The organism is Cylindrospermopsis curvispora GIHE-G1, assembly GCF_014489415.1.
Taxonomy (GTDB): Bacteria; Cyanobacteriota; Cyanobacteriia; order Cyanobacteriales; family Nostocaceae; genus Raphidiopsis; species Raphidiopsis curvispora_A.
The window spans coordinates 25,073-48,554 of the sequence record NZ_CP060823.1; the positions used below are offsets into that span (position 1 = coordinate 25,073).

Below are 23,482 nucleotides of genomic sequence, written 5' to 3' on the forward strand. Positions count from 1 at the left end.
TAGTATTGTTAACTTTTGTAAATAACAAGAAATTAACGAAACCTTGCTAGTTCCAGGGTTTCGGATACCTGGTACTATTTATTTTTAGGATTAGGTGTATAACAGTTTGCCTTGACAAATATTGTTGCTGCCTTTATTATTTCCTTATTAGTTATGTCTAACTCATCCCAAAAAAGCTTTAGCTGTCCTGGTGATGTTCCCTTCTTTTTTTGATTTGGTTTCATCCCCGCCAAAAGTTTACTCCCCCAGCGGTTTTTTTCCACCTTTTTCGGTTGAGGACGATATTTTTGACAAAATCCTTTCAGCATCTGATTAAAACACAGTATCTCCCACAGGGGGTGATCCCTACCCCCTTGAAATAACTGATTCATCCTTTGACGGAAAACGTTTACCGTTAAAGTTTTACCAAATGCAAGCCGAACATGAAATGCGCCTAGATGAGAGCGATCTCCCGTAGGGAGTGCTGCGCAATCCCACATTGGGAGTCCCCTCAACACATTCAGAATTTTCCCTTGAGAAGAAATACGGGGAACCCTGAATGCGATCGCCTGCAGAAGAAAGAGTAACCCCAGGAGATTCTCAAGGGAAATTTCACCGAACTACTGTCGGTGTATATCATATATTGCGATCGCCCCGCCTGTAGGAAGTGCTTCGGAATCGTCCGTCATTGCCATTAACTGTCTTCAAGGAAAGGTTCACCATTTTTCCTTTGAGAGGAAATGGGTAAGCGATCGCATCTAGAAAAAAGACCTAGCCCTAAGAAATTATCAAAGGATGTTATACAGTGCGAGATCCCGTAGGGAGTGCTTCGCAATCGCTCGGTAAAAAAGTGTAAAATAGGAGAAATGCGATCTCGCTCGTAGAGATTACTTCCCATGAGTTCACAGTTAAAAGCTATCCGAACTACTGTCTTCCGATATCCACTAAAAGCAAGTGCAAGATTTAGAAAATGGACTGGATATAGGAGCAATTGCCCTCCTGGGAAAAAACACTGTACTGAGATGAATGTTAAAATAGTAATCTGTATCGTGCGCTCGCTTGTGTAATAAGAACAGAACCCATAGTTTTATCTGTTCTACATCTATCCTAGGTTAGATTTTTAGCAAGACCAATAAAAATGACAGCGCAAGAATACTAATTAATTCACTACCTGTTGAAAACAACAAAGTTACAGAATTTCTGTATGTTATAATCTGTCTTGTTGTTGTACACAGACAAATCTATGTTTCTTCTCCCTGAATTTTCCTATATTGCAGTCCCTGGTTTTATTCCAAAAATGAGAGGACAGAGGCACAAAACATCATCACTGATACTACATAATACAAATGACTACAAGTGGGATTATTTTTTAAGACAAGGTGACTCTTTTTTGATGTCTTGGTTACATAATAAGACTGGGTTTATACATAATATTTATTTTCCTTATGCACCTGATAATAGATTCTTGGATGGAAATAATCAGCATATTATAGATATAATACAGCCAGCAATAACCAGAATAAAAAATTTCCTTTTAAGATATGAAGTTGAAGATGTTGAAGAATACATGAATGATAGTGAAGAATGGTTATCTATTTTATTTAGTTTTGGTCCTCATCACTACAAAGCTGCTGAAATTGCATGTTCTTGTTTTGGAATACAAATAGATGAGTTTCCAGTCATACTACTTTGGTCTAATTTAGAAAATACATCGTTAATTAAGATAATACCTAACTTAATTAATGATGAAATTGAACGAAGTTTACAAATCATCTACTCCGCAATTGTTAATGCTACTGAAAATTTAGATAATTTTCAAAACATACCAATAGATAGACTTATAAAAGAGGTTAACAATGAATTACCGCAGGGATTCAGAAGGAATATTTTGAATGAAATAAACCCAATAAAATCAATGGAAATAATAAGAACACAACAAACTATAGCAAGGACTTTAGAAAATATAGGTAATTTGTATAAACACGAATTTAATGAAGCTATCTTAAATTTTGAGGATAAATTCATAAATGATTCTCATCAAGCACTATCAATGAGAAGAATCACAGATGAATCAACCATAGAAATGCAAAGATTACTAACAAGAAAAGGATTTTCTCTAATTAGGCAAGGCAACAACCATGAAATTTGGAAGCATCCTAACCTGGAAAAAGTTACTCCATTACCTCGGCACAAAAAATTATCTACTTTTGTTATTGCCAGTATTCAAAAAGATATTGAGGATGCAATACAATAAATAAACCTCAATATTGTTATGGCAAAGTGTTTGTGGGATAACATAAGACCCAATAAAAAGGGGGAGACTGGGAATTCATTCCCAGTCTCCCCCACTGACAGTCTCCAGGTTGCGAGTCCTTCGCGATCGCCCGTAGCGAGTGCTGCGCAATCGCCCTTTTCATTCCTCACCCCTTAACTCAAGCTATATTAAAAACATACCCTACCCTGTAAATTTAAATGTATAAACCATTCACCTATATATTTATAACCTCTGGAATCATATCTACATTCCTATTCTCATCCCAGCTCACCCCAGCTCAAACAATCCCCAATATCCAGGATATTGCCCAAAAAACCACAGTCCAAATCAACAGTGACGCCCACCCCGGTGGTTCCGGTGTAATTGTCAAAAAAGAAGGCACCATATATACCGTACTCACCGCCAATCATGTAGTCTGTGATAGACTTGGTACTACCAAAATTCGCTGTCGCCAAGACTTTACATATACCATTAGAACTCATGATGGCAGAGAATATCCCATCAAAGAACTCCAACCCATCCAAAAAAATGTTCAGGACCCAGACCTGGCCCTAGTGACCTTTGAATCCAAAGAAAATTATCAAGTTGCATCCTTGGGTAACTCAGAGAACCTAACCATAAGAGCTGATATTTCCGTGGCCGGATTCCCCACCATTTTTGGCAGAGTCGGTAAACAACGAAGTTTTACTATCACTGATGGTAAGGTAGTTACTTTTCTCTTAGATCCCCCCCAAGGCTATGGACTAGTTTATAATGCTACCACCCGTATTGGTAATAGTGGGGGTCCCGTTTTTAATGCACAAGGTCAGGTAATTGCCATTCACGGACTCGCAGATACCAACGCCCTAGAATCAGAAGAAACAAATCCTATTAACTCCTCCCTAACCTCTCTCAGAAAGCTAATTAACGCCCAACCTGAGTCAGCATCCTCTTCCTCTCAAAAAACTGGCTTTAATGCGGGCGTTCCCATCAATATCCTATATGGATTTTTCCCCAAAAGCTTCTTCAACTCCACTTCATTACCTACCACCCAAACAAAACCTTCTTCCCCCTCTCAATATACAAAACTAGAAACTCTATTACAATCTCAAAACTTTAAAGAAGCAGATCAAGAAACAGATAGAATTGTACTAGCATTAGCTCAAAGACAAACAGAAGGTTATTTAAGACTAGAAGATACTAAAAACCTTTCCTGTCAAGCACTACAAGCTATTGACCACCTGTGGTCTAAATATAGTCAAGGCAAATTTGGCATTTCAACTCAACAACAAATATATCAGAGTTTAGGTGGCACCACACAATACAACGGAACAATATGGAATTCCTTTAGTGAAACAGTCGGATGGCGAAAGGGAACCTGGTTATCATCTAATCAATTAGATTTTTCCCTGAGCGCACCTAAAGGTCAACTCCCCACCCTGGGCGTAGCAGAATTATATGGCGAGAGTTTCGGACTTTTACCTCCCGTTCTCAAATGTAGAATCTAACCTACTTACCCCATTGGTCTCTCATAGGAACCGCCATGCTAGAACTAACTATCAACTTCTCCGTTGCAGCATCTGGTTTCTCCCCATCTTGATATAACTCCTGAGCTTGCCATAAAGGTTCACTTTGTAAACCATTTATTCCCACCACCTCTCCCTTTGTATTTAATAGCGGAGCCCCACTCATCCCTTTTCTCACCTCATTGGTATACCCAATTTGATATCCTCCCAACAACGGCTTTTTCAGCAATAAAGAAATCTTCCCAGATGTAAATATAAACCTAGACCCTTTTTCTCTTTCAGCAATAAACCCACCCACAAATACCCTTTCATCTAACTGTAAACTCTCTGTGTTGATTTTACCTCCTTTATACACCGTCTTATTTGCATCAAAATTTAATATAGCAATATCATCATCCTTAAACCTATTATGTAATAAAGATACCCTACCCATATATACCTTACCATCAGGAGTATGAATACTATATGGACCCTTAGCAGACCTCAATACATGACTATTAGTTATTACCCTATAAGTGTAATTGTCAGGAGAACCATCCCTGATAATTGTTCCCGAACCAATCAAACTTTGAACCGAGCCTGGAGCAGTAATTCTAACAGTTATTTCCCGTGCTATATCTTCTATTTCCTTATCAGTCTTATCACTTATCTTAGGCAATAGTATCGAACAAGAGGAACTTGTACAATCGTCGATTATAGTAGCCTTAGCCAATACAATCAAACTCACCCCAGCCAGAGAAGCCAGTAACATTTTTACCATATAACCAAGTGCCTTGTTTCGATACCATGCCATTTTTCTATACTCAAAAAAGATATAAAAAACCTCATCCACCCCATTAAAAACGTGGAGTAGGAGTTTGCACAGGTTTTACTGGAGGTTCAGAAGCAGCAGTGTTGTCACAAAGTCCATCCACCAAATTTTTCACATTCCAAGAAGTATTTCCTTCCGCATCTTGACTCACGAAACAACCTTGACTTAAACGTATTGGTTCACTACTTGTACCCCGCCGCCAGGCTAAAATCCCCTCTAGCACGGATACACTATCTTCACCTTGAGGGAGAGTTACCAACAAGTTATCACCAGAACAACGTGTATTCTGTCTGTTGCTAATACATACAACTGGGTATTGATTCACAATACCTGTTTTAAAATGTACTTCTCCATTTTCATAGAAACGTTGTAACTTGTTAGATATAATTCCACACCGTTTAGTTGCAGGATATTTGTGAAAATCCCGTTCCCAAATAATAAATGTTTCATTACCTCGAGCAGTGCGCACCTTAGTAACTGGCACACCCCCCTCCCTAGTACAGAAAAACTTATTTTCCCCTGCGACACCAGGTTCACCAGAAACAAGAACCGCAGCACCCACCATACTCAAACCCAAAATACTACTCTTTAAACTCACCTGCATCATATCCTCCTTATCAATCAATTATTCAATACCTTAAAACCCAACTAATTCCTTACATAGCCAGCATAACACCTTAACTGATAATCATCCACCGATGTTCCCCCACAAAGTTTACCCCCAACATACTTATAATCCTGTATAATGTTGCCAGACTTTAAAACCACCTCTCTACCAAGTAATATAATGAACACACTTACCATCGGTCAAATAATCACCACCACAGAAAATAAACAATATGAAATTACAGAGAAACTAGGTAACGGAAGCTTTGGTATTACCTTTAAAGCCGAAGAGCTTAGCACCAAACAAATATGTGTCATTAAGCAATTTAAACCTGAAAATAACTCACCAATAAACTTGGAAATAGGACTGAAGTTATTTAAGCGAGAAGCTGAAAAGCTCCGAAAAATAAAACACAATCAAATACCAAAATTCATTGACTACTTTAACCAAGAAAGCGAATATTATTTACTACAAGAATATATAGAAGGTCATAATTTAACAAAAGAAATAACACAAAATATTAAAGATGAAGAATATGTAACTAGACTCATAAAAGACATACTAGAAGTATTAAGCTTCTTGCATAAAAACAATTTAATTCATCGAGACCTTAAACCATCCAATATTCTCAGACGTACAAACGATAATAAAATAGTATTAATTGATTTTGGCGCAGTAAAAGAAATAATTAGTCAAAGCCAAATACAAAACAATAACCAGCGCCCTCCCACGCTAATCAGCAGTCCCGGTTACTCACCTCCCGAACAAATAGCAGGTGAGGGTGAGGCATTTTTCAGCAGTGATATTTATGCTGTAGGAGTAATTGCTATCCAAGCATTAACTGGTCACTCCTTCGACTCACACATTTTTATCCATCCCACCGGTAATGGATTAGGTAACCAATCTAACGAAACCCTTGACTGGCATAGATATGCTCCAAACATCAGCCAACCACTATCAGACATAATTGATAAAATGGTGATGACAAACCACAGAAGGCGTTATCAAACAGCCCAAGAGGCACTAGAAGCAATTAAATCCATGCTTCCATCCCCACCACCCTATCAACCACCCCGAACTCCCATAGCTCCCACCAATATAGCAGAAGACAATAAAGATCTAAAGCTTAGAATTATAGTTACTAGCGGCATAGGCACAAGTATAATTATTGCCATACTCCTAATAGATCCAATTAGAAATATAATATCAAATTATTTCAACCCACCACCCATCCTTAACAAAAAGTATACAGAAAACAATATTGAAATTGCTTATTCCGACCAATGGGACTATAAACCACAATCATTTGATGCACATCTAGTAGAATTCATACCAAAACAAAATGAATCAAAAGATTGCACATCCAAAATATTCATTAGCAGACAAGAACTACCAACACCCTTATCTGTAGAAGAATACAAAAGAAAAGTACAAGAGCAAATCAGAAAGAACAATAAAATAGAAATCACAGACGAGACCAAAGGAAACACCCTTCTAGCCAAAAAATCAGCATATAAACTGCGTTACACCATGAAAGAAAACCAATGTGAATTTCAAATATTAGAAACAGGAACCGTCCATGACAGCAAAGGATATTACATATCCTATAAAGGAGTAAAAGGGGAGTATGAAAAATATCTACCCACCCTAGAAGCCATGATAAATACCTTTGACATAAAATAAGTCATAGCGGTTATTTGCAGAAAATGAAGACCCAAAAATTTACCCAGCTGGTTATTATCGGAATTATCGTTGCTTTTATTACCATTCCCTCCCATATTACCCTAGCACTTAGACCAAAAGAAATTGCGGATATTGCCACCCAGGTAACCATTCGTATTACAGGTATTAGCAACGGTTCTGGAGTTATCATTGGTAGAAATGGCAACACATACACAGTATTAACCAACTCCCATGTATTCGAGAATCACCCAACAGGTAAATTTGAAATCATCACCCCCGATGGGAGAAAACATCAATTAAACAACCTCAGAAAAATAGCCAATCTTGACCTAGCCACCCTAGAATTTAACAGCATTCAGGAATATAGAGTAGTGGAACTAGGAGACTCCAACAGAATCACCAGAGGGGAGGATATTTACGTCAGTGGATTCCCCGCTAACCAAGATCTTAATTTCAGTCAATCTGGAATTACCCGGATTATAACAAAAGCAAGACCGGGGGGATACGCATTAGTTTACCGAATTGGGGCCTTTCCTGGCATGAGTGGGGGACCCATATTAGATAGTGATGGTAAATTAGTGGGTATTCATGGAGAGACCCAAAGTGTTTCTTTAGGAATTGGACGCAGCACACCAGAAGAATATGGAATTCCACTTCAGACCTTTTTAAATGCACCACCCCACACACCGAGCAGGTACACAAAATTAGAAGCACTATTAAAAGCTCAAAACTTTAGAGAAGCAGATGAAGAAACAAGAAGTGTAATCTTAGCAGTAGCTAACAGACAAGGCGAAGGTTGGTTGAGAGTAGAAGATGCAGAAAATTTTCCCTGTCAAGAATTGCGCACCATTGATAATTTGTGGTTAAGATATAGTCAGGGTAAATTTGGTATATCTGTCCAACAAGAAATATACAAAAACCTGGGGGGAACAAAAGAATTTGATGTGAATGTATGGAGATCCTTCGGAGACAGGGTAGGATGGAGAAAACAAGGTTCATGGCTCGATTACAAAGATTTAAACTTTTCATTATCCGCACCAACGGGTCAACTCCCTGTGTTGGGGTGGGGGGGAAGGGTTTGGGGGGGCTTCCCTCCTGTCAAGACATGTAGAGTGTAAACCATAAAGGTTTGATAGTATTGTTAACTTTTGTAAATAACAAGAAATTAACGAAACCTTGCTAGTTCCAGGGTTTCGGATACCTGGTACTATTTATTTTTAGGATTAGGTGTATAACAATTTGCCTTGACAAATATTGTTGCTGCCTTTATTATTTCCTTATTAGTTATGTCTAACTCATCCCAAAAGAGCTTTAGTTGTCCCGGTGATGTTCCCTTCTTTTTTTGATTTGGTTTCATCCCCGCCAAAAGTTTACTCCCCCAGCGGTTTTTTTCCACCTTTTTCGGTTGAGGACGATATTTTTGACAAAATCCTTTATAAATGCTTGCACACTCATCTAAAGTTTTTCCTAACGCTAAAAAGGCTGGATGCCATGTTGTTACCCCATCACTACCTAACCTCTCATGTACTCCATAGTTACTAAAATCATAAAACATTCCCTGTTGTATTCCTGCTGCTTTAGGATTGCCGTGTATATATCTGAGGGTGTTTAATGCCCTTTTCTTATCTGACATGGCAAACCCCGTGCTGTGATACCTTTTTTCCCAAAAATGCCCTGTTCTATTCAGCATCTGATTAAAGCACAGTGCTGTATACCAATTTAACCAGTGCATAATTTTAGGCAGATCTGAGGGCTGTAATGGTTCTATTAAATAATGTATGTGATTACTCATTAGACATAACCCATACATTCTAAAATTATACTTGTCAATTGCTTTTTTTATTGCATAAATCAAGACCTGACGACATTCTAATTTAGTTAGTCTAAATTCCCGATTGTTACATCTGATTGTAATGTGATAGCAGTATCCTGCTTCTAATTTTCTTGGTTTTCGACTCATAAAAATTTAAGACTGGGTTATTCTCAATATAAAGCTGAGAATGTGCTGTCTCCCGTAGGGAGTGCTTCGCGATCTCCCAAAGGGAGTGCTGCGCAATCGTTTATCAACACATTCAGGTTTTTCCCTTGAGAAGGAACCGGGGGGATTCATGAATGTGATGACTCGTAGGGAATGCAATGCAATCTCCCGTAGGGAGTGCTGCGCAATCGCCTGTGTCCATGTTCAAATTTTTCCCTTGAGAAGAATCCCAGAGAAAGTTCCTAAATGCAATCACCTCTCAATACATTCAGAATTTTCCCTTGAGAAGGAATCGGGGGGAACACTGAATGCGAGATCCCCCTCCAAATATCCCAAAACCCTTGAAATAACTGATTTATCCTTTGACGGAAAACGTTTACCGTGAATCTTTTACCAACCGGGAACCGAACATGAAATGAGCCTAGATGAGAGCGATCTCCCGTCGGGCGTGTAATGCAATCTCCCCTCAACACGTTCAGGTTTTTCCCTTGAGAAGAAACACGGGGAACCCTGAATGCGATCTCCCAAAGGGAGTGCTGCGCAATCGCCCCTCAACACATTCAGAATTTTCCCTTGAGAAGGAACTAGGGGATAATCACTAAGAGGGTTCGCCCATAGGGCGTGTAATGCGATCTCCCATAGGGAGTGTAATGCGATCTCCCCTCAACACGTTGAGAATTTTCCCTTGAGAAGAATCTGAGGTGCGATCGCCTGTCCTCATGTTCAGAATTTTCCCTTGAGAAGGAAGTAGAGACGATTCCCACAAGCGATCGCCCGGCAAATATCCTAAAAGCATTGAAATAACTGATTTATCTTTTGACGGAAAACGTTTTCCGTCAATCTTTTATCAGGTGGAAAGCGACTATGGAAGAGGCCTAGATGAAAGCTATCTCCTGCAGGGAGTGGAATGCGATCTCCCGTAGGGAGTGCTTCGCAATCACCCCCGTCCCCATGTTCAGTATTTTCCCTTGAGAAGAACCAGGGGGAGAACCATCTTGAACTACTGTGTTGCTCCAATCCTAAGTTTTTGGCTAACTTCTAGCAAGAAAATTGTCACAAGAAACTCAACAGATGCAAAAAACCTTGATATAGCCGCCTTATTCTCTGACGGAAAACGTTTTCTGTCACTATTTAACATAGATTTGGGAACGTCATATATCAGGCGATCGCACCGAAGAGAATGAGTAACTGAACTTTTTTTAGTCAGGTGAGATTGCCTAATCTTCTCAAGGGAAATTTTTAACATGCTTTACAAATAGCAAGAAGTAGAGATTAGTTAATTACAAAAACGATTGGATAAATTAATATTAGTCTATATCAAATATAAGAAAGCTAAATACTGAGATACTTGTCACTTCCTATACGAAATATTTAAGATACAGGTGTTAATATAGTGTTGAGCAAAGAAAAATGGTAAAGCTAAAAACACTGTTCTTGGTTAGTTTTGCATTTATCCTAGTTCTACATGGAGCAAGGCAAATAGAATTAAAAGCCCAGCAAAAAACTAAACAAGAGTCACCACATTTATTGGTAGGTAATCCCAGCAGCGCTAAAAACAGTATTGATAGTTCAAATAACTATCTGATGGTCAACAATACGCCTTATCTTATAATCGCAGTCATGGGACTGCTAATTGGGTAGCCTGGGAACTTAACCAATCGTGGCTAGGAAATGCAGAAAGACAAGATAACTTCAGACCTGATCCAACTCTTCCGAAACAGTGGAAACGAATAAAACCAAGTATTTATAAGAGTTCTGGATACGATAGAGGACATTTAGTTCCTTCTGGAGATAGGACGGCAAACATTGAAGATAATTCATCTACCTTCCTTTATATGGCGATTGCGCAGCACTCCCTGCGGGAGATCGCATTCTCTAATTCTATGCGATCGCACTTTAGTTTATTCTCAATGGTAGGCGCGATGGCAGTTAAGCATATTCCAAGAGGAATATTGTTGAATCTATATTTGGTAACAAGTAATGAGACTTGTATTTGAATGCCTACTATTTTTTATAAAAGTAAATAAATGAAGAAGTTTTTTGTATGTAATTATATTGCCATACAGGCAGTTAGTTATGTCTTTTCATGGGAAAATAGTAAATCTATAAGTTTTTAATAAAGTAAATGTATTTATAGGAAAGTAGTGAAGGAGGAGATAGATAGAGAGAATAAAAAATACAGAGAGAGTACGGATAGAGGATAAGAGGGAGTGAAAGTAAGATAATGTCAATTATCAGTAGTTCAGAAAGGAGTTTTTTCCATTGTCTACCATCTATGTCTTGTCTAACCCCTCTACTACAATTACCAAAGAAGATTCTATTACTAATGCTATTAATCAATGGTTATATGGTAAATCTAATCACTCTAAAAGAAGCTATAATAGGGTAATTCGTAGTTACATATCTTATTTAGATGATATCCATATAGCTAATTCTACTGCTTCTCATTTTAGAGATTACCAGGAATATCTCTATCAATCTGGTAAAACTATTAATACTATTAACACTTACACCAATATAATAAAATCCTTCTTTACTTTTCTTAGGGATGAGAGTGTACTTCCTACTAATATCACCCATCGTGTTAAATCTCCTAAGCCTGTCTCTGCTTTACGTGAAAGAATTTTAACTCGAGCAGAAGTAGATGCTATGATTACATTAGAAACTAATACACGTAATCGACTTATCTTACAGCTATTATTCTTTTGTGGACTTAGAGTTAGTGAATTAACTATACTTCTCTGGGCAGATATTAAAGATAATGGTTCTACTGCTTATGTTCATATTACTGGTAAAGGTAACAAACAACGCACTTTAATCATTCCTCCTTTACTATGGACATCTTTAAAGTCGCATAAAACTACTAATGAGTCTCCTGTATTTAAATCTCGCAAGGGTGGTAAAAATCTTACACAAAAAGCTGTTTGGGATATTGTTCGCACTGCTTCTAAAAGAATTGGTATCAGCGCCAGTCCCCATTGGCTCCGCCACACTCATGCTACCTTAGCTTTACACAATGGTGCTGATATTAATCAAGTTTCTACATCTTTAGGTCATTCTTCTGTTGCTACTACAACTAAATATCTACATGCCCGACCTAATGATTGTAGTAGTCTTTATCTATAGATACTTAAATGAAAGAGGGAAGATTATCCTCCCTCTTTTTTATTTGTCTTAACACTTAGTTCTCTTATGAAAGTTAAAGTTTGCGAATTTACTTATCTACACTAAATATACTCAATTCGCAATACCTATTCCTTCTTGCGAAGGTCAAGACGTGCAGATCGGCTGGGTACCGATTGACGGATGGGTCGCAATACCTATTCCTTCTTGCGAAGGTCAAGACTTATTTAAATCTCCTATATACGAAAACCCTGCTTTAGGTCGCAATACCTATTCCTTCTTGCGAAGGTCAAGACCAAGGGAGATTTAAGGGTAAACACGCAATGTAATGTAAGTCGCAATACCTATTCCTTCTTGCGAAGGTCAAGACCCCTCCATTTTAACCCCTTACCCTGACTGGTGTCTAGACCCACTTTGCGAAGGTCAGCAAAATTTCTCTGTTTTTCACCTCCAGCACCATCAAAATAATGGCTGAAACCTTTACACCACAAGGCTGCGAGGTTCCCAACGAAATAATAGCCATTCCAGCGTTTTTTCTTGACCTTCGCAATCTCTTCGTTAATTACTGTTTTTTTTGTCTTTATTTTTATCATTATTCTTTCTTATTACTTAAATATTTATATCGATTTTCCCCTATATTCCCCCGTATTATAACACATTTACAGCAAAATAATTCCCTAAAAATTATGTATATTTTATTTTTATTGTGAATACGCTACTGTAAGTTACTGGGTGTAAAACTTTAAAAGTATATTTCATTGTCTGGATAAAAATGTATAGCTATAATTTAATATCTTAAAATACAATACTAACTTACATAGCTACATCCAATCAAACAGTATACGCTAAAATTCTTGGAGTAATGGCTTTATGCACTGACGAAAAACGTTTTCCGTCAATCTTTTACCAACCGCGAACCGAACATGAAACGTGCCTAGAGGAGAGCGATCTCGCGTAGCGAGTGCTGCGCAATCTCCCGTAGGGAGTGCTGCGCGATCGCCCTTCAGTATGTTCAAGTTTTTCCCTTGAGAAGGAACTAGGGGGATAATCTCTAAGAGCGATCTCGCGTAGCGAGTGCTTCGCAATCGCCCGTAGGGAGTGCTTCGCAATCCCCCTCCAAATATCCCCAAAACTTTGAAATAACTGATTTATCCTTTGACGGAAAACGTTTACCGTCAAAGTTTTACCAAATGGGAACCGAACATGAAATGAGCCTGGATATGAATTCTGCTTCCTGTAGCAAAGCGATCTCCCGTAGGGAGTGCTTCGCAATCGCTCATAGGGGGAAGACGAACCCTAGGAAATTCGCAAGGGAAATGCTTCCGAACCAGGGTGCGAGGGCAGAATCCAACCCAGTATCTACCAGGTCGCAATACTTATTCCTTCTTACGAAGGTCAAGATGTAGCTGTAAAACAATCAAATACCTGTTTAGTTGTACAAGCAGTCGCAATACCTATTCCTTCTTACGAAGGTCGAGACATATTTCATATTAATTAGTCTTTTGCCAAATTACCCGAGGTCTATGCTACCATGTCCCACACAATTTTCCAGAACATACTGAAAGCGAATGATCTTTTGTCAACCTCCTACAATTCTACTAATCAGTAATCGCATTCATTAAAACTTCTGTTAAACTCATTTCTTCTAACTCATCTAAAGTCACAGTGTCACAAATATCAAATTTAGCTCCTACACTTTGTAACTGGTCATCGAGAGTTTTGAGAAATTTTGTAGCTTGCGGATCCCTACCTACTTGAATTAGAGAAATTGCTAATTCCTCATCTTTATCCATTTTGCGAGAGGCCTTAATAACTACTTCAAAAACTGCTTTCCGATCATCCGGTTCGCCATCAGTAATCACTAGAATGGTTTCACCATTCGGTTTGGCTTGACCAGATGCTTTACGTTGAAAATATTGATTAGTAGCATCTAAAAGCACTCCAGCTAAATTGGTTGTACCAACAGGATCATTTTCTTGAAATATTTGGGCAACCTTTGCTGCTGTCACATTTTCGTATCGTTTAAATCTACCGGAAAATACATAAACAGTAATACCATCTGGGTCAAATTCCTCACACTTTCTGGCTAGGGCTATGGTAGATTCTTGGGCTATTTCCCATCTGGTTTTTCCACCCCGTTGATCTCGAGTTGACATGCTCCCACTTTTATCAATGATTAGCGTATAGTCGCGATCGTTCAACATATTTTGCTCTAAATATTAGGTTACTCTTATTTTATCTGTTATCTAGCATTTTTGCGCAAGGTGAGGGTATCCTAATTCCCAGTTAGAAAAATGAGATAAATTTAAACAGTACATAGATATCCTTCGATGACAGAACAGGATGGAGGCATAACGGATATTAGCTATATTATAATAGTATTATGATTCTTTATTATGATGATTTATCGTCACTTTACGCATCAAAGGGTCAAGTACCATTACTGGGAGGTTGGGAACAATGGGGTTGTCAAGTGGGGATGTTTTTCCCTCCCTTGCATAGTTTACCTAGTCTTACCTCGCGTACTTAGCCCAACTCTCCTTTCTCATGGTATTTCAGGTAGTAAGTGGTGCCTCGCGATCTCCCGTCGGGAGTGTAATGCTATCTCGCGTAGCGAGTGCTGCGCAATCGCTCTTCTCTTTAGTATAAACTCCAGTTTTTAAAAACCTCCTAAGGGTATTCTGGTGCAGGTGATAGTTTATTCGAGTGCAGTAATATCAATACCCTTAGCTTTTAATTGTGATAGCAAGGTTTGATACTTTATTTGTTCCTGCTCTTTGAGAAGTCTTTCACGTTCTGCACGTTGAGTTTCTTGTTCTTTGAGAAATCTTTCTTGTTCTTTAAGCAATTTTTCACGTTCTGCACGTTGAGTTTCCTGCTCTTTGAGAAGTCTTTCACGTTCTGCACGTTGAGTTTCTTGTTCTTTAAGCAATTTTTCACGTTCTGCACGTTGAGTTTCCTGCTCTTTGAGAAGTCTTTCACGTTCTGTACGTTGAGTTTCCTGCTCTTTAAGCAATTTTTCACGTTCTGCACGTTGAGTTTCTTGTTCTGCATAATTACTCAATTCTACAGGACTAAGAAACTTACTCCCATCTGGATAATAGATGACTAATTCATCTTGGCTCATGTCAAATCTTATTTTCAATCTTGGACTAGTCCAAGTGGTAAAATTCTCAATCTCCTTAAATGAGTTATTTTCTCTAATGGATACTTCTAGACTAATCCTATCTGGATCATATACATAATACTCCTCCACTCCATATTCCAGATAAAAGAGCTTTTTTCTATCCATCTCAGTATTATTATTACTAGGAGATAAAATTTCAAACACCACCTGGGGAGGAATATTATCCTCCTCCCACTGTCGATAAGACCCCCGGTGACCCTTAGGTCTCCCAAACACCACCATGGTGTCAGGGGCTAGTTTAATTTTGTTACTACCCTCCACTGGATACCAAAATAAGTCCCCAGCCACAAACACATCTACATTAGACTTAAATAGTATTTCTAAATTTTCCTTAATTTTGACAATCCATGTAAATTGTCTAGTGTTATCCGCCATAGGTTTATTATCACTTTCTGGGTAGACAATTTTAGGCGTCTCCACACCCTGACTAATGTTAGATTCTATTACCCCCAGTTGAGTTTTTGATGGAATTTGCCTCACCATGTCTATACCTCCCACTTTGGTACTGACTAAATCAGTTTAATTTAATATAACATAGTTTGTCTAGGGATGTTGAGTTATTGAACTCAACTTACAATATCACAAAACTAGTCGGTTTTAAACCGACTTTCGCTTTGAGACCCAAAATTGATTCCCGGTCTCCCCAACAGACAGTCTCCAGGTTGCTAGTCCTTTGCGATCTCCCGTCGGGACTGCTGCGCAATCGCCCTCCAAATATCCCAAAACCTTTGAAATAACTGATTTATCCTTTGACGGAAGACGTTTACCGTCAATCTTTTACCAACCGGGAATCGAACATGAAACGTGCCTAGAGGAGAGCGATCTCCCGTAGGGAGTGCTGCGCAATCGCCCTAAAATCCCATCATCTATTCCTACAGCAATTTTCATGTAGTTAAACTCCAAAATAAGATAAGCTATAATAAGGGTAATAAACTAAAATAGAGTAGAAGTGCTGTCAAATTATATGCCAAAACCTTATTCAATAGATTTGCGTAATCGCGTGATTGTAGCATGGGTTGCTCGAGAGGGATCTCAACGCCAGTTGGCAGAAAGATTCAAGGTCAGCTTATCATTTGTGAGAAATTTAGTACGTCGTTATCGTGAAACTGGGCAAGTTGAGCCAAAGCAATGTGGAGGATATGAAAAGCCTATAATTGCAGGCGAATATTTAAACATGATCAAGTCTTGGCTGGATGAGAAAAATGATTTACTACTTTCAGAATTGTGCGATCGCCTGAGAGAAACGACGGGCACTAGTGTTAGTATCACAACCATGCATCGAGCCTTAGAAAAGTTGGGTCTACGTCATAAAAAAAAAGTCTAAATGCCAGTGAACAGGAGACTCCACGTGTTCAAGAATTAAGGCATGATTATCGTCGTTGGGTAGATACAGTTGATATTAGAAATTTAGTGTTTTTAGATGAATCGGGGATAAATTTAGGGATGTCAAGGTTGTTTGCCAGAAGCCAAGATGGACAAAGAGCAATTGGTAGCGTACCAGGAAACAAGGGCAAAAATATTTCTCTGATTGGTGCTTTAAATATGGATGGAATTCTGGCAGCAATGACTGTAGAGGGAAGCACAAATACAGAAGTATTTGTCACTTATGTAAATCAGGTTTTAGTACCTCAATTATGGAAAGGGGCTATTGTTGTTATGGATAATTTAAAGGTTCATTATGCCGAGCGCGTGAGATTGTCAATTGAATCAGTCGGTGCAAAAGTTAAGTTTTTACCCCCCTATTCTCCAGACTTATCTCCGATAGAATTGTGTTGGTCAAAATTAAAGCAATTTCTCCGTAGTCGTGAGGCACGAACATTAGAAGCCCTAAATGAGGCCATGACAAGTGCAGTAAATTATATTACAGCAGAGGATGCGCTTAATTGGTTCAATTATTGTGGTTTACTTACATGAAAACCGCTGTAACTATATTACCTAAATGTCATGCCAGATTAGAAGCACAAGTTATAACTTATGCGATCGCCCGTAGGGAGTGCTTCGCGATCGCCCCTCCATACGTTCAGAAATTCCCCTTGAGAAGAAACACGGGGAACCCTGAATGCGAGATCCCATAGGGAGTGCTGCGCAATCGCCCATCAACACGTTGAGAATTTTCTATTGGGGAAGAACAGGGGGATATTTCCTAAGTGCAATCGCCTCTTTATACGTTCAGAATTTTCCCTTGAGAAGAAACTGGCGAGACCCTAAATGCGATCGCCTGTATCGAGTGCTTCGCGATCGCCCAAAGGGAGTGCTGCGCAATCGCCCTTCAGCATGTTCAAGTTTTTCCCTTCAGAAGGAATCGGGGGATAATCACTAAGAGGGTTCGCCTGTATGGAGTGCAATGCAATCTCCCCTCACCACATTCAGATTTTTCCCTTGAGAAGAATCTGAGGTGCGATCGCCTGTCCTCATGTTCAGTATTTTCCATTGAGAAGGAAGTAGAGACGATTCCCACAAGCGATCGCCCGGCAAATATCCTAAAAGCATTGAAATAACTGATTTATCTTTTGACGGAAAACGTTTTCTGTCACTATTTAACATAGATTTGGAAACGTCATATATCAGGCGATCGCACCGAAGAGAATGAGTAACTGAACTTTTTTTAGTCAGGTGAGATTGCCTAATCTTCTCAAGGGAAATTTTTAACATGCTTTACAAATAGCAAGAAGTAAAGATTAGTTAGTTACAAAAACGATTAAATAAATTAATATTAATCTATATCAAACATAAGAAAGTTAAATACTGAGATAGTTGTCACTTCCTGTACTGAATTTTTAAGATATAGGTGTTAATATAGTGTTGAGCAAAGAAAAATGGTAAAGCTAAAAACACTGTTCTTGGTTAGTTTTGCATTTATCCTAGTTCTACATGGAGCAAGGCAAATAGAATTAAAAGCCCAGCAAAAAACTAAACAAGAGTCACCACATTTATTGCTAGGTAATCCCAGCAGCGCTAAAAACAGTATTGATAGTTCAAATAACTATCTGATGGTCAAGAAACAATACGCTTTATCTTATAATCGCAGTCATGGGACTGCTAATTGGGTAGCCTGGGAACTTAACCAATCGTGGCTAGGAAATGCAGAAAGACAAGATAATTTCAGACCTGATCCAACTCTTCCGAAACAGTGGAAACGAATAAAACCAAGTATTTATAAGAGTTCTGGATACGATAGAGGACATTTAGTTCCTTCTGGAGATAGGACGGCAAACATTGAAGATAATTCATCTACCTTCCTTATGACTAATATCATTCCACAAACGCCAGATAATAATAGAAACACCTGGGGGAACCTAGAAGATTACAGCAGGGATTTAGTAGAACAAGGTAAAACCCTATACATTATTGCTGGTACTTGGGGAAGTCAAGGAAAAATCAATAATCTGGTCAATATCCCCAAATACACTTGGAAAATTATTGTTGTACTGGATCGACCGTCACGGATTTCAGATGTTACTCCTAACACCCAGGTGATCGCTGTTAATATTCCTAACCAAGAGGAACTAGACAATGACTGGAAAAAGTTTTTGACAACTGTTGACCAACTTGAGAAACTCACTAAATATGATTTTCTCTCTAATGTTCCTACTCCTATTCAAGACGTTATTGAATGTAATATAGCAAAGCTATAACTCTATTATATGGCAATCGCATTCTCTAATTCTATGCGATCGCACTTTAGTTTATTCTCAATGGAAAAAGGTGAATCTGTTCTTGGGAATGTTAGGCGCGATCGCACTTTTTAATGGAAAAAAGTTGAATATGTTGTTATTAAATGGGGTGAGATAGCAGTTGAGCATTTTATGAGAGGAATATTGTTGAACCTATAGTTGGTAACAAGTAGTGAGAGTTGTATTTAAATGCGTACTGATAGAAGGTAGAAGTAGAAAGGGAATGACATTATGAATAGTAATAAGATGAGTGAAGGGGGAGACAAGTACAGAGAATATAAAATACAGAGAGAGTACGGATAGAGGATAAGAGGGAGTGAAAGTAAGATAAGAACAGTTAAACATAATTACAGATAACCAAAACTTATAAATTGATTTTTAGTACATAATACTGTATAGTTTAACTGTACAACAAAAAGATTGAGTCGTATATAAGAAGAAAACTCTAATGAAACATTTTTTTTGGTTCTCAATTCTGCTTACAGTTTTTAACCTACAACCTGGATTTAGCCAAACTATTACAAAGGAAAAAGAGAAACCTCTAATTCTTCGTTCAATCTGGTTATCAGGGGGAGGAAATGAGAAAACATTTACTGGAGCAGTTGGTCTTAGAAGAGACTGGTTTGGTTTCGAAATAGGAGTCGCCTCATTTAGCAATATGCCTACAACAGAGAAATTTAATATTCCCCACAACTCTTACACAAGTATTGGAGAAAGAGAGACTTCAAAACTAGGAATAGACCTGTTGGGCTTTTTACCGATAAGTCAGGATTTGTTTTTATATGGGGGACCTGGTTTCTACTTTGCTGAAAGAGCCAATATCATACGGTCTAACGCTACTGGATGGCTTTATAGAAAAGATAGTTTTACCAGTACCGATTTTACCGGTCAAGCTGGTATTAATTATACTCGTTCAAATTTTACAATGGGTGTTAGCTATCACGGTTTAAGAGGAGCTAATATACATATTGGATGGGCAATTAATGCTTTGGATTGAGCTACTGATTTTAAGATAAATAACAGCAGTGGCAAGGTCAACTACTGCTGTTTCTGATTCAATTATGAACTAGGTCTACCACCTTAATACTTCTCCCCAAACATTAAGTAGTATCACTGCCCATACAACCAATTAAACTCGCTTTTAATCCGCAACTAACCCATCATTGGTATAGACATGGTCGGTAAAATCACACAAGTCTATACAAGGTAGTTTCCTCCCCTTTTACCACTGTTCAACAATAGACATCTCCGAAAAAGAATCAAAGTGTGATAAAATAATATGAAATGGTATTTTTGGCAACTTATTATGAGCAACATATCTGAATATATCCAATTAATTCTTGCTGTAAATGTTGAAATACTTGAGATAAAGATATTTGATAATAGCACTGGTATTGTATACCACACAATCAAATTATAATTGTGGTTATGTCAAACTCAAAGTCACATTAAAATAACTAATTTTACAGTTAACTAAAACTTATAGCTTTAGAATACCACTACAATACTGGCAATAGTCTAATACTATAGTGGTATTGTAGTGGTAGTGTGAGTGAACCTTCACCAATTGGATAAATAGCTTAAAATAGTCTGTAATGCTATTAAAACAGCCTGTAGAAACAGAAAAAATAGGCTTCACCTAACCAAAAGCTTTCTGTGGAGCGGTTTACAGGCAATTAAAATGCTACCTAGAAGAAGGTGGCATATATAAAGGTGAAGCTATTGGAGAAGCCTTCTTGTTTCAGTGTGAAGCCTTGCTAGAATGTAACATATCTAACCAGCACAAGTACAGTAAATCTAATTGGAAAGATTCGCGAACCAATTCGTCTTCTACCACAAAATCTGTGAAGTCAGGTACATCTAGATCAGGTAGGTTCTGGTTTTTTGCCCATTGCTCTATAGCTAACTGTTGTTCCAAGTGATGGTTACAATCACTAACTGTTCGCATGTTCTGACTCTACTTCTACACTAGTAAGTAGTCGTGCAAAATAAATTGCCGACTATAAACATAAAGTGATAAAGTATCTTATGAACAGTAATAAACAGGAACAATTATGCGATTTATTAGAGATTTAACTTTTGATACTGCCAAATTATTAAATAGAATATATAAGGAAAGTAGACATTATCAAGTTAGACAAAGAGCGCATTGTATTTTATTGAGCTATAAAGGAGTGACAATTCCTGAATTAATTGAATTTTTTCAAGTGAGTAGGAGAACAATATATAACTGGATGAATGATTGAGAAGAGAGAAGATTATTAGGATTATATAATCGAAAAGGAAGGGGAAGAAAAGCAATTTTCAATGAAGGACAAAAGCAAAAAATAAAAGAATGGGTAAAACTCTACCCTAAAGACTTAAAAAAAGTATTGAACGAAATTCAAGAAGAATGGGGAATTACAGTTAGTAAAGATACAATAAAAAGGGTATTAAGAAGTATGTCAATGATATGAAGGAGATTTCAAAGGGGATTGGCAGGAGAGCCAGATCCATTGGAATATAAGGAAAAAGAATTAGCACTTACCAAACTAAAAGAACAAGAAAAATGTGAAGAAATTGATTTAAGATATTTAGATGAAAGCGGATTTTGTTTAACACCTTATGTACCTTATGGATGGCAAAAAAAAGGAGAAAATATTCCTATAAAAAGTGGTCGTAGTCGTAGATTAAATATACTAGGTTTAATGAATCGCCATCAAGAATTAGATGCCTATACATTTGAAGGAACAATTACCAGTGAAGTGGTTATATCTTGTCTTGATAAATTTGCGGAAAACCTTCCGATAAAAACGTTTGTGGTTATAGATAAAGCATCATTTCATAGAAGCAAGAAAATCCAGGATAAAATTAATGAATGGCAACAAAAGAATTTAGAGATTTTTTGGTTGCCATCCTATTCTCCCCAACTAAATTTAATAGAAATTCTCTGGCGATTTATGAAATATGAATGGATAGAAATGGATGCTTACTCTAGTTGGCAGAATTTAATTAATTATGTTGAAAAAGTCATTCGAGATTTTGGCAAAGAATATGTAATTAATTTTGCATAACTACTTAGAGAAGCCTATTAGTTTTAGGGTGAAGCTTATCTAGATTGTATCATCTTTATCATCGTCTTCACCTAGTAAAGCTAACAGTAGAGTTTCATAGCCCAGTCCGGTAGTCTCTATTACTGGTTCTACACCATCTTCATTATCTTCATTATCTTCATTATCCAGTAAACCTAGAACCAATAAAATATCATCATCTGTGCTACTGCTACTAAACATTGTTTCTTACTCCTGTTCCAATCGCGTTAAAATTATTAACTCTGTTTTTTTCCCATTCAAGTGCGTCTAGTAGTTCTGTTTCTGTTACCTTGATGGAATCAGATAAAAGTATCCAGTTCTGTCTAGTTGCATATAAATGCACTACATTGCCATCGGTAATCATCTTCAATCCTACACAGGTAGTGTTCTGTGCTAGGGCATAAACCTGATTGGTGAACACTTCTAGAACTACGTCTTTGGTTAGAAGATAATGGTCTGATTTTACCACCCAGGTGATGGTATCTATCGTGGCACTTAGTAAGTCAATCATATCATACGTCCTTAATAGTCCGACTGTTATTATAGTCTGACTTTTATTATAGTCAGACTATAGCCAGAAGACAATGGTAGTAGAGTGGTAGGATAGATTTATTTATTAGGTAATAGTTATGCCCAAAAAAACCTCTAACCCTGAAGACGTACCGTTTTCAGTGCAATTAAGGCTTACACCAGAAGAAAAAACCAGACTAATGATAATTGCCATTAAAAAAGGTAAAACCCTTTCCCAGTGGATATCACAGGAACTAAAAGACTACCTGGCTAAAAAAACAGATGATATCCAATAAATAATATATTTGTATAGGTTATTGACATATATGGAATATGCTATAAGTTTTATTTATGGTTGAAACATAAGTTATTTTAAATAAACTAGGACATTAGATACAAAAATATTATGTATTCTAGTATCAACGCATAAATAATTAGTATATATTAGATATAAGCACAAAAAGGCATTTAGCAGCTGCTTTTAAAATATATAATTATTAATTAATTCAATTCTATGAAAAATACTTCATTTACACAACAATAGAGCCGTTGGGAAATAAAAGCATATTTGATGACTCGCAAATCCTATTACCTCTTACCAATAACACGTTCAACTATTTTCCTTTGAGAAGATGTAGGGAGGCGATCTCCCGCAGGGAGTGCTTCGCAATCGCCCATCGGAAGTGTTTCGCGATCGCCTAAAATCTCATCACCTATTCCCAATAACAGGTTGACTGATTTCCCTTGAGAAGATGGTCAGATGTGATGACCCACAAATCCCATCACCCATTCCTAATAACAGGTTCACGGTTTTCCCTTGAGAAGAATCTGAGGTGCGATCTCCCGCAGGGAGTGCTTCGCGATCGCCCGCAAATCCTATCACCTTTTACCAATAACAGGTTCAAAAATTTCCCTTGAGAAGATACTCAGATGCGATCGCCCATTGAGAATGCTTCGCGATCGCCCGCAGGGAGTGCTTCGCGATCGCTATTTTGTAGCATTATTTCCCCAGACTATTAGTTTGCTTTTACACATTTATATATAAAATCCCTTGTCAATAAAAAGTACAAGGGTTTATA

29 protein-coding genes and 2 pseudogenes are annotated in these 23,482 nt (G+C 37.7%); 15 read left to right on the top strand and 16 right to left on the bottom strand.

What is annotated here, in order from left to right:
* Window positions 1-74: 74 nt before the first annotated feature.
* Window positions 75-479: a hypothetical protein gene (locus IAR63_RS17590; protein ID WP_187707612.1), complete on the bottom strand. Its 405-nt coding sequence runs from the start codon at window positions 477-479 to the stop codon at window positions 75-77.
* Window positions 480-673: 194 nt separating this feature from the next.
* Window positions 674-877: a hypothetical protein gene (locus IAR63_RS17595; RefSeq protein ID WP_187707575.1), complete on the bottom strand. Its 204-nt coding sequence runs from the start codon at window positions 875-877 to the stop codon at window positions 674-676.
* A 345-nt stretch (window positions 878-1,222) separates the two neighbouring features.
* Here IAR63_RS17595 and IAR63_RS17600 point away from each other — a divergent pair, with 345 nt between their 5' ends.
* Window positions 1,223-2,233 (top strand): type II toxin-antitoxin system HicA family toxin, encoded by a 1,011-nt coding sequence (locus tag IAR63_RS17600; protein WP_187707576.1) that lies wholly within the window; start codon window positions 1,223-1,225, stop codon window positions 2,231-2,233.
* Between the two features lie 218 nt (window positions 2,234-2,451).
* Complete coding sequence (locus IAR63_RS17605; protein ID WP_187707577.1) at window positions 2,452-3,741, top strand: GUN4 domain-containing protein; 1,290 nt, start codon at window positions 2,452-2,454, stop codon at window positions 3,739-3,741.
* A 1-nt stretch (window position 3,742) separates the two neighbouring features.
* Here IAR63_RS17605 and IAR63_RS17610 read toward each other — a convergent pair whose 3' ends face one another.
* Together IAR63_RS17610 and IAR63_RS17615 are read right to left on the bottom strand one after the other, a co-directional pair.
* On the bottom strand, window positions 3,743-4,552 hold the full coding sequence (locus IAR63_RS17610) for a S1 family peptidase (RefSeq protein ID WP_187707578.1): 810 nt from the start codon (window positions 4,550-4,552) through the stop codon (window positions 3,743-3,745).
* 43 nt (window positions 4,553-4,595) lie between these two features.
* Window positions 4,596-5,177 carry a COP23 domain-containing protein gene (locus IAR63_RS17615; protein ID WP_187707579.1) on the bottom strand — a complete coding sequence of 194 codons (582 nt, stop codon included), beginning with the start codon at window positions 5,175-5,177 and terminating at the stop codon, window positions 4,596-4,598.
* A 180-nt stretch (window positions 5,178-5,357) separates the two neighbouring features.
* On the opposite strand from IAR63_RS17615, the gene IAR63_RS17620 reads away from it, so the two are divergent.
* Window positions 5,358-6,860 (top strand): serine/threonine-protein kinase, encoded by a 1,503-nt coding sequence (locus IAR63_RS17620; RefSeq protein WP_187707580.1) that lies wholly within the window; start codon window positions 5,358-5,360, stop codon window positions 6,858-6,860.
* Window positions 6,861-6,883: 23 nt separating this feature from the next.
* On the top strand, window positions 6,884-7,978 hold the full coding sequence (locus tag IAR63_RS17625; RefSeq protein WP_235678425.1) for a GUN4 domain-containing protein: 1,095 nt from the start codon (window positions 6,884-6,886) through the stop codon (window positions 7,976-7,978).
* An 89-nt stretch (window positions 7,979-8,067) separates the two neighbouring features.
* On the opposite strand, the gene IAR63_RS17630 is transcribed toward IAR63_RS17625, so the two are convergent.
* From IAR63_RS17630 to IAR63_RS17640, 3 genes are all read right to left on the bottom strand, one after another.
* Window positions 8,068-8,820 carry a transposase gene (locus IAR63_RS17630; protein ID WP_187707581.1) on the bottom strand — a complete coding sequence of 251 codons (753 nt, stop codon included), beginning with the start codon at window positions 8,818-8,820 and terminating at the stop codon, window positions 8,068-8,070.
* A gap of 6 nt (window positions 8,821-8,826) precedes the next feature.
* Window positions 8,827-8,970: a hypothetical protein gene (locus IAR63_RS17635; RefSeq protein WP_187707582.1), complete on the bottom strand. Its 144-nt coding sequence runs from the start codon at window positions 8,968-8,970 to the stop codon at window positions 8,827-8,829.
* 466 nt (window positions 8,971-9,436) lie between these two features.
* On the bottom strand, window positions 9,437-9,634 hold the full coding sequence (locus tag IAR63_RS17640; protein ID WP_187707583.1) for a hypothetical protein: 198 nt from the start codon (window positions 9,632-9,634) through the stop codon (window positions 9,437-9,439).
* 614 nt (window positions 9,635-10,248) lie between these two features.
* On the opposite strand from IAR63_RS17640, the gene IAR63_RS18845 reads away from it, so the two are divergent.
* From IAR63_RS18845 to IAR63_RS17650, 3 genes and pseudogenes are all read left to right on the top strand, one after another.
* Window positions 10,249-10,479: a hypothetical protein gene (locus IAR63_RS18845; protein WP_407927171.1), complete on the top strand. Its 231-nt coding sequence runs from the start codon at window positions 10,249-10,251 to the stop codon at window positions 10,477-10,479.
* An 8-nt stretch (window positions 10,480-10,487) separates the two neighbouring features.
* Window positions 10,488-10,622, top strand: a pseudogene (locus IAR63_RS18850) (DNA/RNA non-specific endonuclease); the annotation flags it as partial.
* 478 nt (window positions 10,623-11,100) lie between these two features.
* A complete protein-coding gene (locus IAR63_RS17650) occupies window positions 11,101-11,964 on the top strand; it encodes a tyrosine-type recombinase/integrase (RefSeq protein ID WP_187707584.1) in 864 nt (287 codons plus the stop codon).
* 341 nt (window positions 11,965-12,305) lie between these two features.
* Here the strand turns inward: IAR63_RS17650 and IAR63_RS18855 are convergent, their stop codons facing one another.
* The 4 genes from IAR63_RS18855 to IAR63_RS17665 all read right to left on the bottom strand — a co-directional run bounded on the left by IAR63_RS18855 (window position 12,306) and on the right by IAR63_RS17665 (window position 15,631).
* The gene (locus IAR63_RS18855; protein ID WP_407927172.1) at window positions 12,306-12,554 is read right to left on the bottom strand and encodes a hypothetical protein; all 249 of its coding nucleotides are present in this window, start codon (window positions 12,552-12,554) and stop codon (window positions 12,306-12,308) included.
* A 252-nt stretch (window positions 12,555-12,806) separates the two neighbouring features.
* Entirely contained in the window at window positions 12,807-13,091 is a 285-nt protein-coding gene (locus IAR63_RS17655) for a hypothetical protein (protein WP_235678426.1), read from the bottom strand.
* Between the two features lie 468 nt (window positions 13,092-13,559).
* A complete protein-coding gene (locus IAR63_RS17660) occupies window positions 13,560-14,165 on the bottom strand; it encodes a vWA domain-containing protein (protein ID WP_057177078.1) in 606 nt (201 codons plus the stop codon).
* Window positions 14,166-14,659: 494 nt separating this feature from the next.
* Window positions 14,660-15,631 (bottom strand): Uma2 family endonuclease, encoded by a 972-nt coding sequence (locus IAR63_RS17665; RefSeq protein ID WP_187707608.1) that lies wholly within the window; start codon window positions 15,629-15,631, stop codon window positions 14,660-14,662.
* Window positions 15,632-16,112: 481 nt separating this feature from the next.
* On the opposite strand from IAR63_RS17665, the gene IAR63_RS17670 reads away from it, so the two are divergent.
* The 4 genes from IAR63_RS17670 (at window position 16,113) to IAR63_RS17685 (ending at window position 17,468) form a co-directional block, all read left to right on the top strand.
* Window positions 16,113-16,472, top strand: a complete 360-nt coding sequence (locus IAR63_RS17670) for a helix-turn-helix domain-containing protein (protein WP_187706471.1) — start codon at window positions 16,113-16,115, stop codon at window positions 16,470-16,472.
* 74 nt (window positions 16,473-16,546) lie between these two features.
* The gene (locus tag IAR63_RS17675) at window positions 16,547-17,062 is read left to right on the top strand and encodes an IS630 family transposase (RefSeq protein ID WP_328701266.1); all 516 of its coding nucleotides are present in this window, start codon (window positions 16,547-16,549) and stop codon (window positions 17,060-17,062) included.
* On the top strand, window positions 17,059-17,223 hold the full coding sequence (locus IAR63_RS17680) for a hypothetical protein (protein WP_187707585.1): 165 nt from the start codon (window positions 17,059-17,061) through the stop codon (window positions 17,221-17,223). Before IAR63_RS17675 ends, IAR63_RS17680 begins: the two co-directional genes overlap by 4 nt.
* Complete coding sequence (locus tag IAR63_RS17685) at window positions 17,208-17,468, top strand: hypothetical protein (RefSeq protein WP_187707586.1); 261 nt, start codon at window positions 17,208-17,210, stop codon at window positions 17,466-17,468. Before IAR63_RS17680 ends, IAR63_RS17685 begins: the two co-directional genes overlap by 16 nt.
* Here IAR63_RS17685 and IAR63_RS17690 read toward each other — a convergent pair.
* Complete coding sequence (locus tag IAR63_RS17690) at window positions 17,465-17,800, bottom strand: hypothetical protein (protein WP_187707587.1); 336 nt, start codon at window positions 17,798-17,800, stop codon at window positions 17,465-17,467. The two genes, IAR63_RS17685 and IAR63_RS17690, sit on opposite strands and share 4 nt — an antisense overlap.
* A 164-nt stretch (window positions 17,801-17,964) precedes the next feature.
* Between IAR63_RS17690 and IAR63_RS17695 the strand changes: the two genes are divergently transcribed.
* Window positions 17,965-18,783, top strand: a complete 819-nt coding sequence (locus IAR63_RS17695) for a DNA/RNA non-specific endonuclease (RefSeq protein WP_187707588.1) — start codon at window positions 17,965-17,967, stop codon at window positions 18,781-18,783.
* A gap of 487 nt (window positions 18,784-19,270) precedes the next feature.
* Window positions 19,271-19,819, top strand: a complete 549-nt coding sequence (locus IAR63_RS17700) for a hypothetical protein (RefSeq protein ID WP_187707589.1) — start codon at window positions 19,271-19,273, stop codon at window positions 19,817-19,819.
* 744 nt (window positions 19,820-20,563) lie between these two features.
* On the opposite strand, the gene IAR63_RS17705 is transcribed toward IAR63_RS17700, so the two are convergent.
* A complete protein-coding gene (locus IAR63_RS17705) occupies window positions 20,564-20,770 on the bottom strand; it encodes a hypothetical protein (protein WP_187707590.1) in 207 nt (68 codons plus the stop codon).
* Window positions 20,771-20,876: 106 nt separating this feature from the next.
* On the opposite strand from IAR63_RS17705, the pseudogene IAR63_RS17710 reads away from it, so the two are divergent.
* Window positions 20,877-21,875 (top strand): annotated as a pseudogene (locus IAR63_RS17710) (IS630 family transposase).
* A 39-nt stretch (window positions 21,876-21,914) separates the two neighbouring features.
* Here the strand turns inward: IAR63_RS17710 and IAR63_RS17715 are convergent.
* A complete protein-coding gene (locus IAR63_RS17715) occupies window positions 21,915-22,094 on the bottom strand; it encodes a hypothetical protein (protein WP_187707591.1) in 180 nt (59 codons plus the stop codon).
* Window positions 22,087-22,404: a hypothetical protein gene (locus tag IAR63_RS17720; protein ID WP_187707592.1), complete on the bottom strand. Its 318-nt coding sequence runs from the start codon at window positions 22,402-22,404 to the stop codon at window positions 22,087-22,089. The genes IAR63_RS17715 and IAR63_RS17720 overlap by 8 nt, the downstream gene beginning before the upstream one ends.
* Before the next feature lie 118 nt (window positions 22,405-22,522).
* Between IAR63_RS17720 and IAR63_RS17725 the strand changes: the two genes are divergently transcribed.
* A complete protein-coding gene (locus tag IAR63_RS17725) occupies window positions 22,523-22,699 on the top strand; it encodes a hypothetical protein (protein WP_187707593.1) in 177 nt (58 codons plus the stop codon).
* Between the two features lie 413 nt (window positions 22,700-23,112).
* On the opposite strand, the gene IAR63_RS17730 is transcribed toward IAR63_RS17725, so the two are convergent.
* Window positions 23,113-23,286 carry a hypothetical protein gene (locus IAR63_RS17730; RefSeq protein WP_187707594.1) on the bottom strand — a complete coding sequence of 58 codons (174 nt, stop codon included), beginning with the start codon at window positions 23,284-23,286 and terminating at the stop codon, window positions 23,113-23,115.
* Window positions 23,287-23,482 lie beyond the last annotated feature (196 nt).

Excerpts from the sequence above, each read along its gene's own strand:
- IAR63_RS18855 (WP_407927172.1), bottom strand. The coding sequence starts at position 12,554 with ATGATAAAAATAAAGACAAAAAAAACAGTAATTAACGAAGAGATTGCG.
- IAR63_RS18845 (WP_407927171.1), top strand. The coding sequence starts at position 10,249 with ATGGTAAAGCTAAAAACACTGTTCTTGGTTAGTTTTGCATTTATCCTA.
- IAR63_RS17625 (WP_235678425.1), top strand. The coding sequence starts at position 6,884 with ATGAAGACCCAAAAATTTACCCAGCTGGTTATTATCGGAATTATCGTT.
- IAR63_RS17720 (WP_187707592.1), bottom strand. The coding sequence starts at position 22,404 with ATGATTGACTTACTAAGTGCCACGATAGATACCATCACCTGGGTGGTA.
- IAR63_RS17605 (WP_187707577.1), top strand. The coding sequence starts at position 2,452 with ATGTATAAACCATTCACCTATATATTTATAACCTCTGGAATCATATCT.
- IAR63_RS17630 (WP_187707581.1), bottom strand. The coding sequence starts at position 8,820 with ATGAGTCGAAAACCAAGAAAATTAGAAGCAGGATACTGCTATCACATT.
- IAR63_RS17665 (WP_187707608.1), bottom strand. The coding sequence starts at position 15,631 with ATGGTGAGGCAAATTCCATCAAAAACTCAACTGGGGGTAATAGAATCT.
- IAR63_RS17715 (WP_187707591.1), bottom strand. The coding sequence starts at position 22,094 with ATGTTTAGTAGCAGTAGCACAGATGATGATATTTTATTGGTTCTAGGT.
- IAR63_RS17680 (WP_187707585.1), top strand. The coding sequence starts at position 17,059 with ATGAAAACCGCTGTAACTATATTACCTAAATGTCATGCCAGATTAGAA.
- IAR63_RS17615 (WP_187707579.1), bottom strand. The coding sequence starts at position 5,177 with ATGATGCAGGTGAGTTTAAAGAGTAGTATTTTGGGTTTGAGTATGGTG.
- IAR63_RS17635 (WP_187707582.1), bottom strand. The coding sequence starts at position 8,970 with ATGAATCCCCCCGGTTCCTTCTCAAGGGAAAAACCTGAATGTGTTGAT.
- IAR63_RS17690 (WP_187707587.1), bottom strand. The coding sequence starts at position 17,800 with ATGTTAAAAATTTCCCTTGAGAAGATTAGGCAATCTCACCTGACTAAA.
- IAR63_RS17705 (WP_187707590.1), bottom strand. The coding sequence starts at position 20,770 with ATGCGAACAGTTAGTGATTGTAACCATCACTTGGAACAACAGTTAGCT.
- IAR63_RS17725 (WP_187707593.1), top strand. The coding sequence starts at position 22,523 with ATGCCCAAAAAAACCTCTAACCCTGAAGACGTACCGTTTTCAGTGCAA.
- IAR63_RS17685 (WP_187707586.1), top strand. The coding sequence starts at position 17,208 with ATGCGAGATCCCATAGGGAGTGCTGCGCAATCGCCCATCAACACGTTG.
- IAR63_RS17610 (WP_187707578.1), bottom strand. The coding sequence starts at position 4,552 with ATGGCATGGTATCGAAACAAGGCACTTGGTTATATGGTAAAAATGTTA.
- IAR63_RS17695 (WP_187707588.1), top strand. The coding sequence starts at position 17,965 with ATGGTAAAGCTAAAAACACTGTTCTTGGTTAGTTTTGCATTTATCCTA.
- IAR63_RS17590 (WP_187707612.1), bottom strand. The coding sequence starts at position 479 with ATGTGGGATTGCGCAGCACTCCCTACGGGAGATCGCTCTCATCTAGGC.
- IAR63_RS17660 (WP_057177078.1), bottom strand. The coding sequence starts at position 14,165 with ATGTTGAACGATCGCGACTATACGCTAATCATTGATAAAAGTGGGAGC.
- IAR63_RS17600 (WP_187707576.1), top strand. The coding sequence starts at position 1,223 with ATGTTTCTTCTCCCTGAATTTTCCTATATTGCAGTCCCTGGTTTTATT.
- IAR63_RS17620 (WP_187707580.1), top strand. The coding sequence starts at position 5,358 with ATGAACACACTTACCATCGGTCAAATAATCACCACCACAGAAAATAAA.
- IAR63_RS17700 (WP_187707589.1), top strand. The coding sequence starts at position 19,271 with ATGAAACATTTTTTTTGGTTCTCAATTCTGCTTACAGTTTTTAACCTA.
- IAR63_RS17595 (WP_187707575.1), bottom strand. The coding sequence starts at position 877 with ATGGGAAGTAATCTCTACGAGCGAGATCGCATTTCTCCTATTTTACAC.
- IAR63_RS17640 (WP_187707583.1), bottom strand. The coding sequence starts at position 9,634 with ATGCTTTTAGGATATTTGCCGGGCGATCGCTTGTGGGAATCGTCTCTA.
- IAR63_RS17670 (WP_187706471.1), top strand. The coding sequence starts at position 16,113 with ATGCCAAAACCTTATTCAATAGATTTGCGTAATCGCGTGATTGTAGCA.